The sequence below is a fragment of the Mumia sp. zg.B21 genome (genome assembly GCF_019550855.1).
In the GTDB taxonomy this organism is placed as follows: domain Bacteria; phylum Actinomycetota; class Actinomycetes; order Propionibacteriales; family Nocardioidaceae; genus Mumia.
Genome location: NZ_JAHWCJ010000001.1, coordinates 1006924 through 1021930 on the forward strand (window position 1 = coordinate 1006924; position 15007 = coordinate 1021930).

The window sequence follows — 15007 nt, forward strand, 5'->3', positions numbered from 1 at the left end:
CACCTACCGTGTTCGGGTGAGCTCAGACGAGACAAGGCACGGAGTGCACGCCAACACCCGTACGGTCGAGGACGGTGTCGTCACCGACTTCTCCGACCGCATGAGCTACGGCGGCTACCTCGATCTCGACACCCTGCTGTCGGCGCAGCGCCCGATCAGCAGGCCGGAGCACCACGACGAGCTCCTCTTCATCGTGCAGCACCAGACCACCGAGCTCTGGCTCAAGCTGGTGCTGCACGAGCTGGAGAGTGCGTGCGCCCTCCTCCGCGCCGACGAGCTCGGACCGGCGCTCAAACGCATCGCGCGCGTGAAGCACGTCCAGCGCACGCTGGCGGAGCAGTGGTCGGTCCTCGCGACGCTGACACCGACCGAGTACGCGGAGTTCCGCGGCGTCCTCGGCAACGCGAGCGGGTTCCAGTCGTACCAGTACCGCGCGGTCGAGTTCGTCCTCGGCAACAAGAACGAGGCGATGCTGGCCGTCTTCGACGCCGAGCCGGCCCACCGGGAGATCCTGCGGCACGTCCTCGAGGCACCGAGCCTGTACGACGAGTTCCTCCGTTATCTGGCTCGGGCCGGCTACGCCATCCCCGCCGACGTGCTCGAGCGCGACGTCACCAAGGCGTGGACCTTCCGCCCCGACCTGGTGCCGGTCCTCGCGTCGATCTACTCCGACGCAGACGACCACTGGTCGGCGTACGAGACCTGCGAGGAGCTCGTCGACCTCGAGGACAACTTCCAGCTGTGGCGGTTCCGTCACCTCAGGACGGTCTCGCGCATCATCGGGACCAAGCGCGGCACGGGTGGATCGAGCGGGGTGCCCTTCCTGCAGCGTGCCCTGGAGCTGACGTTCTTCCCCGAGCTGTTCGCCGTACGGACCGAGATCGGCGGCTGACCCGTGGCGGGTCTCCTTCCGCCGTTCGTGGACCACCACGTCCACCTCCAGCTGATCGACGTGCCGCAGCTCCTCGCGTGCGGACTGGGAGGCGTGGTCGATCTCGGCGGTGCACCGCCGGCCGTGGCCTCCCTCGCCGCCGCTGCCGACGCGGCGGGGCTGCCGTACGTCCGGCACGCCGGTGCGTTCCTCGCTGCGCCCGGCGGCTACCCGAGCGCACGGCCCTGGTGCCCGGACGGCGCCGTGCGTGAGATCCGCTCACCCGCCGATGCCGCGGAGGCGGTCGCCGAGCAGGTCGCGAGCGGTGCGACGGTCGTCAAGGTGACGTTGAATACCGACGCCGGACCGGTGCCGGACCGATCGACGCTCGCCGGCGTCGTCACTGCGGCGGAGCGGCACGGAGTCCCGGTCGCCGCCCACGTGGAGGGGACGGGGATGACCGAGCTCGCCGTCGAGGTGGGCATCCACGCGCTCGCCCACACCCCGTGGACCGAGCCGCTCGACGCCTCGCTCGTGCAGAGCGCGGTGGACCAAGGACAGCGATGGATCACGACGCTCGACATCCACCGCGACAGCGGGTCGGGCCAGCAGACCGCCGTCACGAACCTCGGAGTCTTCCACGCCGCGGGCGGTCGCGCGCTGTACGGCACCGACCTCGGCAACGGTGACCTCCCGCTCGGCGTCAATCCGCGCGAGATCGCCGCGATGATCCGCGCCGGTCTCGATCGCGAGACCATCCTCGACGCCCTGACCGACCCGTGGCCCCTGACCCTGCACCCCGATGGCATGGCCACTCGGATCCCCATCGACGAACCCCCGCGCGAGGCCGATGTCCCGATGTGGTTCGCCTCGGCACAAGCGGTCCGTCAGCGCTGACGGCTGCGGCTCTCGACGCGCCTGCCGACGCCTCGGCTCGATCGAGCCGCGCGGGCCGTGGCATAGGCAGGCTCTCGCACACGGCGCACCCAGGCGTACGTCTCCAGGCCGGGCAGGGTGCAGCGCACCGGGTCGAAGTCGACCGAGGCGTCGGCGCCGACACCGGGCGCAGCGGGGAGCTCCAGGACAGCGAACGCGTGCCACGGCCCCGCGAGACGCGCCCACGACAGCCGGACCCTGCCGTCTCCGTCCACGTGCTCAGCCCCGATCAGCACCGGGCCGCCAGCGGTGCGGTACGGCAGCAAGGTGGTCAGCGGCCGTGCCGTCGGGACGCGGCTCGCCGTCAGGAAGAACCGGCCGACGCCGCCCCACCCGGTCGAGGCGAGCAGCAGGTCCCCGTGCCGACCTGGTCCCGTCGGCACCCGCAGGGCCAACCCATGCACGTCCGGAACTCTGGCTGGTAGCCCCACCGCTCTCGAGGTCCGGGCGAGCACCCGGTCGACACCCGCACCGTCGATCCAGGCGACACCGCTCGCACGGGCACGGTCCTGCACCCTGCTGCGGGTCAGCGTCGCCTCCACGACCGCACCACGCGGGTGCAGCGGCTTCGCGGTGAACCGTCGGAGCGCAGCGAGGCCGAACGACGCCCCGGCGAGCAGACCGCCACCGACGTGAGCGGGGAAAGCGGCTATGGAACGGGGCGGCGTCATGTCTGAGCGGGTACCCCGTGGTGGCGTCTGCGACACTCGCCGAGGATCTGCTGCCTGTCTCGAGGAGTGCCGATGAGCCTCACCGTCCCTGCCCTGGTCACCGCGTCCGCCGGAGCTCCCTTCGAACGCGCGACCATCGACCGCCGCGCTCTTGGTCCCGGCGACGTGCTCATCGACATCGCGTACGCCGGGATCTGCCACTCGGACATCCATCAGGCGCGCGAGGAGTGGGGCACCGCGATCTTCCCGATGGTCCCCGGCCACGAGATCGCCGGGGTCGTCGCCGAGGTCGGCGAGGCCGTGACGCGGTACGCCGTCGGCGACCGCGTCGGCGTGGGGTGCTTCGTCGACTCGTGTCGCGAGTGCGAGACCTGTCGTGCCGGTGAGGAGCAGTACTGCCTCAGCGGCAACGTGCCGACGTACAACGGGCGCGATGCGGACGGGACCCCCACCTACGGCGGCTACTCGACGCAGATCGTCGTCGATGAGGCGTACGTCCTCGGGATCCCCGAAGGCATCTCGCTCGATGTCGCTGCGCCGCTGCTGTGCGCGGGCATCACGACGTACTCCCCTCTCAAGCACTGGAAAGCTGGCCCGGGGACGAAGGTCGCCGTGGTCGGCATGGGCGGTCTCGGGCACCTCGCGGTCAAGATCGCGCACGCGCTCGGTGCTGAGGTGACGGTCATCAGCCACACGCTGTCCAAGAAGGACGACGGGATCCGCTTCGGGGCCGACCACTACGAGACCGGGGACCGCGAGACGCTCAAGCGCCTGCGGGGCTCGTTCGACCTGATCATCAACACCGTCTCGGCGGACCTCCCCGTCGACGCCTACCTCCGCGCGCTGAGGCTCGACGGGACGATGGTCTTCGTCGGAGCACCGGAGAACAAGCAGTCGTTCCGCGCGTTCTCGTTGATCGGCGGGCGACGGAGCCTTGCCGGGTCCAACATCGGAGGGATCCGCGAAACCCAGGAGATGCTGGACTTCTGCGCGCAGCACGGCATCGGCGCCGAGATCGAGACCATCGGCGCCGACGACGTCGACAAGGCGTACGACCGGGTCGTCGCCTCGGACGTGCGCTACCGCTTCGTGATCGACACGTCCACCATCCCGGCGCGATGACGCTCGAGTGAACCGCAGGGTGCGGTCACCTGCTGGCGCGATGCAGGCTCGAACGCGCCGTCGCGAGCCACCCCGAGAGCGTGCAGGTAGTCGCGGAACCGACGGCGGTGGATGCGGTCTCGATCCTCGATGGCCCGCCGTGACGGCCCGTGCACTCGCCGGAAGACGAACCCGCCCGCCTCGTCGCGCTCGACTCCGAGACGGCCGGCATGCACGGCCAGGTGGCAGGCCCGGCAGAGTCCCACCAGATTGACGAGATCGGTCCGGCCGCCGTCCCGTTCCCACCACGAGACGTGATGAAGCTCGAGGTTGGTGTGACTGCACCCGGGTGCGGCGCAGTGCCCGTCCTGCTGCACGCGGACTGCCACCCGTTGGGCGCGGGTCGCGAGTCGTCGTGTGCGTCCAACGTTGAGCACCGCGGCATAGGGTGTCCTCCCGCTCGTCGTCCCGTGCGTGAGGACCGTCGTGTGGTCCCCCTCGCAGGCGAGGTAGCCATAGAGGTCCGGGCCGATCACGCCGTACCCCTGGAGCGTGGGCGGGGCGGACCCGGGCTGGTGCGACAACCACTCGGCCTCCACGGTGACGTGCAACTGCGGTCGCACGCCCTTGTCGCCGGGGATGCCGTCCGCGATCGCGGTGTCCAGCAGCTCGTGGAGAGCGTCGGTCCGACGCTGCGACGCGGGACGCTCGTCGGCGCACGAGGCGCTCCCAGCCGGGCCGTCCGCCTCACCGGGGCCGGTCGATCGCGGCGCCGATGCCGCGACGAGGAACGACGCCAGCTTGGCGCCGAGAACGATGTCGACGAACCCAGCTAGGTGGTAGCCGTCACCTGCGCGGGTGACCTGCACGTCCCGTCTGTCCATCCCCCGCCGCCAGGCCTCGTCGACCTTGGACGGATGGGTCACCTCGTCGAGTCGGTCGATCGCCACGGCGAGGTCGCTTGGAGCCGCCTGCTTGGCCAGCGGCAGCAAGATCTGCTGCGTCGCGTCGGCAAGCACGGCGGTGTCCACGCGCCGAAGGCCGCCGGTGAACTGGGCGACGTGATCGAGTCGTATCTCGCCGGCCAGCATCGCCTCACCGACTCCCGGAAGCACCTGCATCGTGCGCCCGGCGGCTCGCAGCCGCGCCGTGGACGCCGCACTCAGCCGCAGCTCGCGGCGCGCCCACGACAACGTGGACGAGGCGCCGTCATCCGCGTAAGCCCCCGTCTCGTCCATCTGGCGCAGCAGCCTCGCGCGAAGCCCCTCGGCGCGGTCGGACATCGCTTGGAGAGTCCTCAACGCGGCCCGGGTCTGCATGGTGTCGGCAAACTCGTGGGGCATCTCCACGACCGCATCGAACGCCTCGTTGAGCACAGCGTATCGGCTGGAATCGAACATACGTTCATCGTGGCGCATCGGAACGGCGCGGCGGCCGGTCGTCGAACGACCTGTGGAACAGTCCCGCGGTCGGCGACCTGTGGACCAGTTCCGATCACCCCACGCTCGCTGCCATCCGTTCGACGATCTCGGACAGGATCGGCTTCGACGTCGCGGCGGTGACCCGGACGTGACCCGCTCCCCCGGTCCCGAACGTCGGACCCGAGCCGAGGGCGACCCGTCCGCGCTCGAGGAAGGTCTCGGCCGGATCGTCCCCGAGTCCGAGCGCGCGACAGTCCAACCACGCCAGATAGGTGGCCTCCGGCTCCCGCAGCCGTACGCCGGGGAGCCGTTGCGCGAGCTCGTCGGCCAGGTGGGAGCGGTTCGCGGACAGGGCGGCGAGCACCTCGTCGAGCCACTCCCCTCCGTCGCGCAGCGCAGCGGTGTGCCCGATGACCCCCAGATGACTGGGGCCGTGGGCCACGACCTCGGGCATCCGTCCCAGGTCGTCCACGGCGCCCGAGCCCGCGAGGACCGCACCGGCCTTCGCGCCGGCGAGGTTCCACGCCTTGGAGGCCGACATCACCGCGAAGGCGTCGTCGGTCCCTTCGAGCGACAGGTACGGGGTGAACCGGACGCCGTCCAGCACGATCGGCGCGTGGATCTCGTCCACGACGACGCGGACCCCGTGCTCGTGCGCGAGCCGCGCGACCGACGCGAGCTCGTCGGGACGGTGAGCGGTCCCTGTCGGGTTCTGCGGGTTGCAGAGGAGGTACGCCACCGGCAGTCCGGTCGTCGCGGCGCGGGCGAACGCCTCACCGAGCGCCTCGAGGTCCAGGCGCCCGTCAGCGCCGAGGGGCGCGTCCACCGGACGCCGGCCGATCTTGGAGACGAAGCCGAAGAACGGCGGATAGACCGGTGGGTTCACGACCACCGGCGAGCCGGGCTCGGTGACCAGCTGGAGCACCTCCGACACGCCGGTCATCACGTCAGCCACCATCGCCGACCGCTCGACGCTGACCCCGTCCCAACCCCACCGTGTCGACGCGAAGGCCGCCAAGGCTTCGACGTACCCCGTACCGCTGGGGTAGCCCGTGTCTCCCCGGCGCAGCGCGTCGCTCAGCGCACGCACCACCGGCTCGGCGAGGACGACGTCCATCTCGGCCACGAAGGCGGGCAGGACGTCAGGCGGGTGGAGACGCCACTTCACACTCGTCCGCGCGTGCAGGTCGTCGAGGCTGAGCATCTCGAGCGGATTCACCCCGCCATCGTGCCGCACCGGGCCGCGCGTCGTCTGTGCGATCCGCTGTGCTCTGTCAGGCTCGATGCCATGACCTCGCACGACCTCACCTCGACCGACACGCGGCTCAACCGGCGGATCACCGGCCCTCTCCTCTTCGCCTTCATCCTCGGCGACGTGCTCGGCGCCGGGATCTACGCGCTCGTCGGCGTCCTCGCAGGAGACGTCGGCGGGGTGATCTGGCTCCCGTTGCTGATCGCCCTGCTCCTCGCGCTCCTGACGGCGGGCTCGTACGCCGAGCTCGTGACCAAATACCCGCGGGCGGGCGGTGCGGCGGTCTTCGCCGAGCGCGCCTTCGGTTCTCCGTTGGTCGCCTTCCTCGTCGGGTTCTCGATGCTGGCCGCCGGGGTGACCAGCGCCGCCGGCCTCTCGCTCGCGTTCTCGGGCGACTACCTCGCCACCTTCATCGACGTGCCCACGACGCTCGCCGCCATCCTCTTCCTCGCCGCGGTGGCCGCGCTCAACGCCCGAGGGATCCGGGAGTCCATGGGGACCAACCTCGTGATGACGGTGATCGAGGTGAGTGGTCTGGTCCTCGTCGTGGTCGCCGTGGCGATCATGGTCGGTGACGGGCGCGGCGACGTCTCCCGGGCGACCGCGTTTCCCGAGGGCGCGGCGCCGGTGACCGCGACGCTCAGCGCGGCGATCATCGCCTACTACTCCTTCGTCGGCTTCGAGACCTCGGCGAACATCGTGGAGGAGGTCCGCGATCCGTCTCGGGTCTATCCCAAGGCCCTCTTCGGCGCGCTGGTCGTCGCCGGCCTCGCGTACGTCGCGGTCGGCCTGGCGAGCGCCGTCGCGCTCCCGTCGTCCGAGCTCTCCGAGTCCAGCGGGCCTCTGACGGCCGTCGTCGGCGCCACCGACCTCGGCATCCCCGACGAGCTGTTCAGCGCCATCGCGCTGATCGCGGTCGCTAACGGCGCGCTGCTGACGATGATCATGGCGAGCCGCCTGACGTACGGCATGGCAGAACGCGGACTGCTGCCGCCGGTCCTCGGTGCGGTCCTCCCCCGCCGTCGGACGCCCTGGGTCGCGATCCTGGCGACCACCGCCGTCGCGATGGGGCTGACACTGATCGGTGACCTCGCCACCCTCGCGGAGACCGTGGTGCTGCTGCTCCTCTTCGTGTTCATCAGCACCAACGTGGCTGTCCTCGTCCTGCGTCGTGACGTCGTCGACCACGACCACTTCAAGGTCTGGTCGTTCGTCCCGGTGCTCGGGGTGATCTCCTGCGTCGTCCTCCTCACCCAGCAGAGCGGCATGGTGTGGGTGTTCGGAGCGGTGCTGCTCGGCGTGGGTGCGGTCCTGCACCTGCTGGCGCGGCTCACAGGACGCGGCGACGACCCCGAGAACGCCGGGAACTCCCAGAACGAGGACTCCAACGACTCCGAGAGCCGCTAGGCCGTACGGGTCCGCGCTATCTCACGGCAGTCAGGCCCACGGTCCGCCGCGGGCTGACCGCCGTCCGGTACGATCCGCGCGCCGGCCGGACCTCGAGGTGCAGGTGCGGCCCGTCCGGCGCTCCTCGGGCCCCGCTGCGCCCGATCAGGTCACCTCTGCTCACACGCTCGCCGTGCTTCACCCGGCGTGATCGCAGGTGGCCGAGGAGGACGTCACGCCCGCGCGAACGGATCACGACCGCCCGAGTGCCGTACGCCGATCCGAGACCGCGGGTCACGACGCGCCCGGACACCCCGGCGTAGACCGGCGTGCCGCGGGGCATGTCGATGTCGAGCCCGTGGTGGAACCCCCTGCCGCCGGCGCAGCGCCTCGAAGGCGGGTACCACGGCGCGCGGGTGCAGCCGAACGGGATCATCCGCCGGTGGGCGCCGGCGAACCACCGCGAGGCGTAGCAGCGCGTGTCGCTCGTCCAGAAGCGCTTCACTCCCGAAGGGGTTCGGCCCGGGCCCACCCTGCACGCCGGGGCAACGCGCTGAGCCGGCGCTGCCTGCGCAGTCGGCGCCGCCTGCCAGGGCCCGATCCGGACCGTGGTCCCGTTGCCGATGTCGAGGGACTCCGTCGTGCGGACGACGACAGGCGGCTGTCCCTCGGCGAGCTGGAGCGCGAGCACGGTGATCCGCTCCGTCTCGGCCCCGGCGAGGCTGCCCGTCCACTCGACGTTGGCATACGCCTCACCCGCCGGCGGCACGGGCACGACCTCCGTCGGTGTGCGCTCCCCCGTACGCTGCCGGTGCTCGGCCGCCAGCTCGAGCGGGTCGCCGCTCTCCCCCCGTCCGCCGATGCCGGGGAACCCGTCGACGACGCAGGCCGAGCCGGTGTTGTTGCGCAGCACCGCCCTCGCGTAACGGTGTCCCAGTGCCGGCTCCGCGGGGGTGAGGGCCACGCTGACGTCCCGCGGTCCGCACGAGCGGGCAGTCGCTTGCTGCGTCGCCTGGAGCCGGAGGACACCGACGTCCGGCGGGGCCTGCTCGCTCGGGGTCGCCGCGGTGGCGGACACCGTCGCGGGCTCCGTGCGTTCGTCGCTCGACGACCCGCACGCGGAGAGGACCAGCAGCGCGCTCGCGAGGAGCGGGAGGCACGCACGTCGCATCTCTGCAACCTACGCGACGCCCGCTCCACCGGCCGGGGTCGTGACTCAAACCCTCGGCGTACCGAGATGGACCACCTTCGTCGTCGCCATCTCGTCGAGCAGCTCGGGTCCGTACCCGAAGCCCGACCCGCTCGCCCCCCGAGGCTGCGCGGCACCGCCCGGCGCGCCTCCGAACGCGGCGTTGACCTTCACCGTGCCGACCTGCAGCTCCCGCCACGCGCGCTGGGCGTGCTCCATATCGGCGGTGAGCACCACCGCCGCCAGCCCGTACGGCCCCGTCATCGCCGCCGTCAGGGCGGTGTCGAAGTCCGGCACCACCCGAACCGGGGCCACCGGCCCGAAGGTCTCCTCACGCATGACCGTCATCGCATCGGTGCAGTCGGTGAGGACCGTCGCCGGATAGAACGTGCCCGGACCGTCGGGTACCTCACCGCCGGCGAGCAACGTCGCACCGTCCACGATCGCCTCGGACACCTGGTCGTGGACGCTCCGGCGCATGCGCTCGTCGACCAACGGCCCGAGCTCGGTCGCAGGCTCGACGCCCGAGCCGGCCGCCAGCGCCTTCGCGCGCCGGACCAGCGCGTCGAGGAAGTCGGCGGCGACCGGCTCGGCAACGTAGATCCGCTCGATCGAGGTGCAGATCTGCCCGGCGTTGGCGAACGCGCCGAGTGCCGCCTGCTCGGCTGCCCACACCGGATCGACCCCGGCGTCGACGATCATCGGGTCATTCCCGCCGTTCTCCAGCACGGCCTTTGCACCGGTGCGCGCCGCGGCCTGCGCGATCGCCCGCCCGGTCAGGGTCGAACCGACGTGCGCGACGACGTCGACGAGCGGGTCCGCAGCGAGCGCGGCCCCGGTACGGCCGTCGCCGACGAGGACCTGCAGCACTCCGGGCGGCAGCACCTCGGCGAACGCCCGGGCCAGCTCGACGCCCGTGTGCGGGCTGCGCTCGGAGGGCTTGAAGACGACCGTGTTGCCAGTCACCAGCGCAGCGCCGATCAGTCCGCACGGCACCGCGACGGGATCGTTCCACGGCGTGATCGCGGCGACGACGCCCCGTGGCTGCGGCACCATGAGATCGGTCGTGTCCCAGCCTCCCTGCAACGACCGGCCGCGGTGGAGGGGACCGAGCTCGGCGTACTGGCGCAACGTCGCGACACCGGCGTCGACTCCCCCGCGAGCGTCCGCGGGCGGCTTGCCCATCTCGCGGGTAGTGAGGACGGCAAGTGCGTCAGCGGAGGCGGCAAGCCGGGCGGCGGCCTCCGCCACGCACGCGGCACGCTCGGCCGGCGCGGTACGCGCCCAGTCCAGCGCAGCCTTGGCGGCGGCCTCGACCGCCGCCCCGACCTCGGCCGGCGCGGCGCACTCCAGAGTGCCGACGAGCGAGCCGTCCGCGGGATCGAGGACGGTCAGCAGGTCGGAGTCGTACGGTTCAGCGCCAGGCACAGCGGCTCCCTCGGCGTCGGGGTAAGGGTCCTCCGCCCCGTACCCCGACGCCGGCCGGCCAATCAGGCACCTCAGCCGATCCGCACGACCACCTTGCCGCGGGTGTGGCCCTTCTCGACCGTGCGGTGTGCATCGGCGGCGTGCTCGAGATCGAAGACCTCAGCGATCTCGACCTTGACGACACCCTGATCGATCAGCGTCGCCAGCTCGGCGAGGGCGTCGGCGTCGGGGCGGACCCAGACGTAAGCGCCGCCGAGCTCGTCACGGGCACGCGGGTCGGTGATCGAGACGATCCGGCCGCCGTCGGCGAGGAGGTCCGGCGCGGTGTCCACGGCCTCGCCGCCGACGTAGTCGAGGATGACGTCGAACCCGCCGGGTGCCACCGCGCGAGCCCTCTCGACGAGACCGTCGCCGTACGCGACCGGCTCGGCACCGAGCGAGCGCACGTAGTCGTGGTTGTGCTCGGACGCCGTACCGACGACCCGGGCACCCGCGTGCACGGCGAGCTGCACCGCGAACGAGCCGACGCCTCCGGCCGCAGCATGGACCAGCACCGTCTGACCCGCGACGAGACCCGACCGCCGGATCGTCTGCAGGGCGGTCAGTCCCGCGAGCGGGACGCCTGCGGCCTCCTCGAACCCGATGGTCGACGGCTTCTTGGCCAGGGTGCGGACGGGGACGGCGACGTACTCGGCGAGCGTGCCGCCGGAGACCACGTCCTTGCGGGCGTACGCGAACACCTCGTCGCCGACCTCCAGCTCCGGGGTGTCGAGACCGACCTTGTCGACCACACCCGCGACGTCCCAGCCGGGGACGGCCGGCAGATCGACGTCGATCAGTCCCTGCAGGTGACCCTCTCGAACCTTGTAGTCGACGGGGTTGACGCCTGCGGCGATCACCTTGACCACGACCGTGTCGGGGCCGATGTGCGGCTCCGGCAGGTCGCGGAGGCTCAGGACGTCAGCGCTTCCGAACTCCTCGTACGCGATAGCTCTCATGCAGGGACGAACCGTGCCGGGCAGCCGCGCATTCCGAACGTGCCCGACGCCAATGCCCCGGCGAGGTCATCTCTCGCCGTAGCGGGAGAGGAGCTCGGCACCGATCCTGCGGAGCTCCTCCTTCACCGCGTCTCCCTCGACGACCTCGACCCGTGCTCCCCAGCCGGCGAGCTGCTCGGCGACCGACACCGCCGTGTGGGCCGCGACCCTGACACGGGCACGGCCGTCCGCGGCCGGCGGCCCGGGAGTGCAGTGCTGACCGAAGTGGTCACGCAGGACGGGGACGAATCGCCTGTCGACGAGCACGACGGCGGACACCAGGGATCGTCGGCGCTCCATCGTGGTCACCACGTCCGCCCACGCCTCCTCCAGCGCGAGGTCGTCGGGTCGCTCGGCCGACTCGTCGGTGACCTCCGCCGTACGCACCCGGTCCACGCGGAACGTTCGTCGACCCCGCTCGGTCCCCGCCAGGAGATACCAGCGGTCGTCCTTGTCGACGAGCCCCCAGGGGTCCACGAGCCGCTCGGTCTCACCGCCGCGACCCTCGTACACGAGGCGGACGCGTCGACGCCGGACCACGGCGTCCTGGAGGCGCTCGACGAGCGGGGGCCGCGACCGGTCGGCTCCACCCCACGGGGTCGCGTCGACGTGGACCGCCTCGGCCGCCGCCTCGGCGTCCTCGCGGAACGTGCGTGGGAGTGCTCGGACGAGCTTGCGCAGCGCCGCCTTGAGCTCCGGGGATCCGGACGCCGCCGGGCCTGCGAGCAGGAAGAGCGTCCGGGCCTCCGACGCGGTGAGGCCCGTCAGGTCCGTCCGGGCGCCGCCGACGAGCGACCAGCCCCCGTGACGCCCTGGTCGCGCATAGACCGGGACACCGGCGGACGACAGAGCCGTCAGGTCACGCCGCGCGGTCGCCACCGAGACCTCGAGCTCCGACGCCACCTCGGCAGCGGTGACCTGTCCCCGCGACTGCATGAGCAGGAGGGTGGCGACAAGACGGTCCGCACGCATGTCCCGATCTTGTCAAAGAAAGTGCTCAGAAGGTGATCACTTAACGAGGCACGCTGGAATCACCACCCCACCAGAGAGGACCACCACCATGCTTCGCGGACTCGCCACCATCAGCTTCTACGCCGACGACCTCGCCGCTGCCCGAGACTGGTACGCCGAGGTGCTCGGCGCCGACCCGTACTACGCGTTCCCTTCCGAGGGGGCGCCCGGCTACATCGAGTTCCGGGTCGGCGACTACGAGCACGAGCTCGGCATCATCGACGCGCGGTACGCGCCCGCGGACCGTCCGTCCGGGCCGGCCGGAGCCGTCACCTACTGGCATGTCGACGACCTGCAGGCAGCACACGACCGTCTCCTCGCCCTCGGCGCGACCCCGCACCTGCCGATCACCGAGCAGGGTGGCGGCACGGGATTCGTGACGGCGTCGGTCGTCGACCCCTTCGGCAACCTCCTGGGCATCATGAACAATCCGCACTACCTGGAGGTGGTGAGGGCAACCGGTACCTTCGCGGCGCCTGCTGCCCCGTAGATTTCACGTATGTCCTTCGATGTGGCCGCCGAGTCCTACCAGCGGTTCATGGGGCGATTCTCCGAGCCCCTCGCGGCCGCGCTGGTCCTGGCCACGGACCCTCAGCGCGGCTGGAAGGTGCTCGACGTCGGCTGTGGGCCGGGCGCGCTCACCGGCGATCTCGCGGCCTGGATCGGTGACGAGGCGGTGAGCGCTGTCGATCCGTCGCCGGCCTTCGTCGGGGCCGTGCATCGACGTCTCCCCCACGTCGACGCACGCCTCGGCCGCGCCGAGGACCTCCCGTTCGCCGATGCCACGTTCGACGCGTCGTACGCCCAGCTCGTGGTGCACTTCATGCACGATCCCGTCGCCGGCCTGCGCGAGATGCGGCGGGTCACGGCGCCTGGTGGTCCGGTCACCGCGTGCGTCTGGGACCACGAGGGCGGGACCGGACCCCTTGCCGCCTTCTGGGACGCCGTACTCGACGTCGATCCGGACGCCCCGGACGAGTCCGGCCTCGCAGGGACCCGGGAGGGCCACCTGGAGGAGCTCTTCGCCGAGGCAGGACTCCACGACCTCGAGGCGTCGGCGCTCACCGTGACGGTGCGCTTCGAGTCGTTCGAGCAGTGGTGGGAGCCGTTCCTGCTCGGGGTGGGTCCGGCCGGAGCCTACGTCGCCGGACTCGACGAGGACGCGCTCGCGGCGGTCCGCAAGTCTTGCCGCGCTCGCGTGCCGGCGCGGCCGTTCTTCGTCGACGCGACCGCCTGGTGCGTCACGGGACGGGTGTGATTGCCCGGCCGGTCAGCGGGTACCCCCACATCATGACCAACGCATCGAACGAGCCCGCCGACGTCGGCGACGACGAGGCCATCAACGACGACGCCACGGAGGCCGACGAGATCCGCTCGTCGCCGTCCGCCGACTCCGTGCGCGAGGACGGCACGCGATCGACCGACGACGACCAGGACGCGGAGCCGCCCGGCAACGCCCCACCGGGCGTTGCACCTAACGATCCTTCGGGATCCTGAGTCCTCTCAGGGGACGGAAGAACTCCCGTACGTCAGAGACCCACAGGTCGGGCACCTCCATCGCGGGAAAGTGACCCCCGCGGTCGAAGTTCGACCAGTGCGCCAGGCTTCCCTCCGGGTCGGCCAACGACCGCACCGTGGTGTCGGCCGCGAACACGGCGTACCCGGTCGGTGGGCCTTCGGGCAGCTCCGATCCCTCCGAACCGTGGCCCGCACCGTCGGTCTGCGCTGCCGCCATCTGCTTCCACGCCTGGATGCCCTCGTAGGTGGCGTGGGCGGAGGTGGCCCCAGCCTGGCGGAACCAGTTCAACGAGACGTTGGTCAGGAGCTGGTCGCGGTCGACAGCCTCGTCGGGCAGCTCCGCAGCGGGATCGGTCCACTCGTGGAACTTCTCGACGATCCAGGCCAGCTGACCGACGGGCGAGTCGGTCAGCGCGTACGCGATCGTCTGCGGCCGGGTTGCCTGAAGGTGGAAGTAGCCGAAATCTTCGTCGCGGTCCTTGTTGAACCGCTCGATGCGGTCGCGGTCCGCGCCATCGAAGTCGTCGGGGTCGAGGGCCGGCCCGAACGGCGTGCCTGCGGAGGTCCCGGTCAGGTGCATGCCGACGACCTGCCCGGGCGCGATCATCGCAAGCATGCCGGCGACGCCGGCTCCGGCGTCTGTCGCCTGGAGGCCGTACCTCTCGTAGCCGAGGCGACGCGCGAGCTCCGCCCACGCCTGCGCGACCTGGAAGAGGTTGCCCCATCCCGCGTGGAAGGGCGTGGACAGGCCGTACCCGGGCAGCGTCGGCACCACCACGTCGAACGCGTCGGTGGACTGCCCACCCGACCGTTGCGGGTCCGCGAGAGGCTCGAGGACCCGGAGGAACTCGACCGACGAGCTCGGCCAACCGTGCGTCAGCATCAGCGGCATCGCGTCGGACTCCGATGACCGGACGTGGAAGAAGTGGATGTCCTGTCCGTCCACCGTGGTCACGAACTGGGGGATCGCGTTCAGACGGGCCTCCTGGGCCCGCCAGTCGAAGTCGTTCAACCAGTAGTCGGTCAGCGTCGCCAGGTAGCCGGGCGGCACTCCCCTGGCCCAGTCGGAACCCGCCGAGAAGTCGGGCCATCGCGTACGGCGAAGCCTCTCGTGCAGGTCGTCGACGCTGCTCTGAGGAATGTCGATCTGGTACGGCCGGATAGCTGCGCTCTCGTCCATCTCGTG

General features: G+C 71.3%; 15 protein-coding genes. 7 read left to right on the top strand and 8 right to left on the bottom strand.

Going from position 1 to position 15007, the window contains the following annotated elements:
- The first annotated feature begins 16 nt into the window (after nucleotides 1-16).
- Both kynA and KV100_RS05010 read left to right on the top strand, forming a co-directional pair.
- Nucleotides 17-892: a tryptophan 2,3-dioxygenase gene (gene kynA / locus KV100_RS05005; protein ID WP_308291340.1), complete on the top strand. Its 876-nt coding sequence runs from the start codon at nucleotides 17-19 to the stop codon at nucleotides 890-892.
- Nucleotides 893-895: 3 nt separating this feature from the next.
- Nucleotides 896-1768, top strand: coding sequence for a hypothetical protein (locus tag KV100_RS05010; RefSeq protein WP_220341778.1), 873 nt, complete (start codon nucleotides 896-898; stop codon nucleotides 1766-1768).
- Here the strand turns inward: KV100_RS05010 and KV100_RS05015 are convergent.
- Nucleotides 1759-2478 carry a hypothetical protein gene (locus tag KV100_RS05015; RefSeq protein WP_220341779.1) on the bottom strand — a complete coding sequence of 240 codons (720 nt, stop codon included), beginning with the start codon at nucleotides 2476-2478 and terminating at the stop codon, nucleotides 1759-1761. The genes KV100_RS05010 and KV100_RS05015 overlap by 10 nt on opposite strands.
- A 72-nt stretch (nucleotides 2479-2550) precedes the next feature.
- Here KV100_RS05015 and KV100_RS05020 point away from each other — a divergent pair, with 72 nt between their 5' ends.
- Nucleotides 2551-3600 (top strand): NAD(P)-dependent alcohol dehydrogenase, encoded by a 1050-nt coding sequence (locus KV100_RS05020; protein WP_220341780.1) that lies wholly within the window; start codon nucleotides 2551-2553, stop codon nucleotides 3598-3600.
- Here KV100_RS05020 and KV100_RS05025 read toward each other — a convergent pair.
- On the bottom strand, nucleotides 3558-4979 hold the full coding sequence (locus KV100_RS05025) for an HNH endonuclease signature motif containing protein (protein WP_220341781.1): 1422 nt from the start codon (nucleotides 4977-4979) through the stop codon (nucleotides 3558-3560). The genes KV100_RS05020 and KV100_RS05025 overlap by 43 nt on opposite strands.
- A 94-nt stretch (nucleotides 4980-5073) precedes the next feature.
- Entirely contained in the window at nucleotides 5074-6219 is a 1146-nt protein-coding gene (locus tag KV100_RS05030; RefSeq protein ID WP_308291341.1) for an aminotransferase class I/II-fold pyridoxal phosphate-dependent enzyme, read from the bottom strand.
- Between the two features lie 69 nt (nucleotides 6220-6288).
- Here KV100_RS05030 and KV100_RS05035 point away from each other — a divergent pair, with 69 nt between their 5' ends.
- A complete protein-coding gene (locus KV100_RS05035) occupies nucleotides 6289-7659 on the top strand; it encodes an APC family permease (protein WP_220341782.1) in 1371 nt (456 codons plus the stop codon).
- A 16-nt stretch (nucleotides 7660-7675) separates the two neighbouring features.
- Here the strand turns inward: KV100_RS05035 and KV100_RS05040 are convergent, their stop codons facing one another.
- From KV100_RS05040 to KV100_RS05055, 4 genes are all read right to left on the bottom strand, one after another.
- Nucleotides 7676-8809, bottom strand: a complete 1134-nt coding sequence (locus KV100_RS05040) for a peptidoglycan DD-metalloendopeptidase family protein (RefSeq protein ID WP_220341783.1) — start codon at nucleotides 8807-8809, stop codon at nucleotides 7676-7678.
- 45 nt (nucleotides 8810-8854) lie between these two features.
- Nucleotides 8855-10255: an aldehyde dehydrogenase family protein gene (locus KV100_RS05045; RefSeq protein WP_308291343.1), complete on the bottom strand. Its 1401-nt coding sequence runs from the start codon at nucleotides 10253-10255 to the stop codon at nucleotides 8855-8857.
- A 71-nt stretch (nucleotides 10256-10326) separates the two neighbouring features.
- Nucleotides 10327-11253: an NADP-dependent oxidoreductase gene (locus tag KV100_RS05050; RefSeq protein WP_220341784.1), complete on the bottom strand. Its 927-nt coding sequence runs from the start codon at nucleotides 11251-11253 to the stop codon at nucleotides 10327-10329.
- A 66-nt stretch (nucleotides 11254-11319) separates the two neighbouring features.
- Nucleotides 11320-12264, bottom strand: coding sequence for a YafY family protein (locus tag KV100_RS05055; protein WP_220341785.1), 945 nt, complete (start codon nucleotides 12262-12264; stop codon nucleotides 11320-11322).
- 88 nt (nucleotides 12265-12352) lie between these two features.
- Here KV100_RS05055 and KV100_RS05060 point away from each other — a divergent pair, with 88 nt between their 5' ends.
- Genes KV100_RS05060 through KV100_RS05070 form a run of 3 tightly spaced genes read left to right on the top strand, consistent with a single transcriptional unit; the run spans nucleotide 12353 to nucleotide 13800 of the window.
- Nucleotides 12353-12793 carry a VOC family protein gene (locus KV100_RS05060; RefSeq protein WP_220341786.1) on the top strand — a complete coding sequence of 147 codons (441 nt, stop codon included), beginning with the start codon at nucleotides 12353-12355 and terminating at the stop codon, nucleotides 12791-12793.
- Between the two features lie 9 nt (nucleotides 12794-12802).
- Nucleotides 12803-13561, top strand: a complete 759-nt coding sequence (locus tag KV100_RS05065; protein WP_220341787.1) for a class I SAM-dependent methyltransferase — start codon at nucleotides 12803-12805, stop codon at nucleotides 13559-13561.
- A gap of 32 nt (nucleotides 13562-13593) precedes the next feature.
- Entirely contained in the window at nucleotides 13594-13800 is a 207-nt protein-coding gene (locus KV100_RS05070; protein WP_220341788.1) for a hypothetical protein, read from the top strand.
- Here KV100_RS05070 and KV100_RS05075 read toward each other — a convergent pair.
- Entirely contained in the window at nucleotides 13778-15001 is a 1224-nt protein-coding gene (locus KV100_RS05075; protein ID WP_220341789.1) for an epoxide hydrolase family protein, read from the bottom strand. The genes KV100_RS05070 and KV100_RS05075 overlap by 23 nt on opposite strands.
- Nucleotides 15002-15007: the final 6 nt, after the last annotated feature.

Excerpts from the sequence above, each read along its gene's own strand:
- KV100_RS05015 (WP_220341779.1), bottom strand. The coding sequence starts at position 2,478 with ATGACGCCGCCCCGTTCCATAGCCGCTTTCCCCGCTCACGTCGGTGGC.
- KV100_RS05020 (WP_220341780.1), top strand. The coding sequence starts at position 2,551 with ATGAGCCTCACCGTCCCTGCCCTGGTCACCGCGTCCGCCGGAGCTCCC.
- KV100_RS05025 (WP_220341781.1), bottom strand. The coding sequence starts at position 4,979 with ATGTTCGATTCCAGCCGATACGCTGTGCTCAACGAGGCGTTCGATGCG.
- KV100_RS05035 (WP_220341782.1), top strand. The coding sequence starts at position 6,289 with ATGACCTCGCACGACCTCACCTCGACCGACACGCGGCTCAACCGGCGG.
- KV100_RS05040 (WP_220341783.1), bottom strand. The coding sequence starts at position 8,809 with ATGCGACGTGCGTGCCTCCCGCTCCTCGCGAGCGCGCTGCTGGTCCTC.
- KV100_RS05050 (WP_220341784.1), bottom strand. The coding sequence starts at position 11,253 with ATGAGAGCTATCGCGTACGAGGAGTTCGGAAGCGCTGACGTCCTGAGC.
- KV100_RS05055 (WP_220341785.1), bottom strand. The coding sequence starts at position 12,264 with ATGCGTGCGGACCGTCTTGTCGCCACCCTCCTGCTCATGCAGTCGCGG.
- KV100_RS05060 (WP_220341786.1), top strand. The coding sequence starts at position 12,353 with ATGCTTCGCGGACTCGCCACCATCAGCTTCTACGCCGACGACCTCGCC.
- KV100_RS05065 (WP_220341787.1), top strand. The coding sequence starts at position 12,803 with ATGTCCTTCGATGTGGCCGCCGAGTCCTACCAGCGGTTCATGGGGCGA.
- KV100_RS05070 (WP_220341788.1), top strand. The coding sequence starts at position 13,594 with ATGACCAACGCATCGAACGAGCCCGCCGACGTCGGCGACGACGAGGCC.
- KV100_RS05075 (WP_220341789.1), bottom strand. The coding sequence starts at position 15,001 with ATGGACGAGAGCGCAGCTATCCGGCCGTACCAGATCGACATTCCTCAG.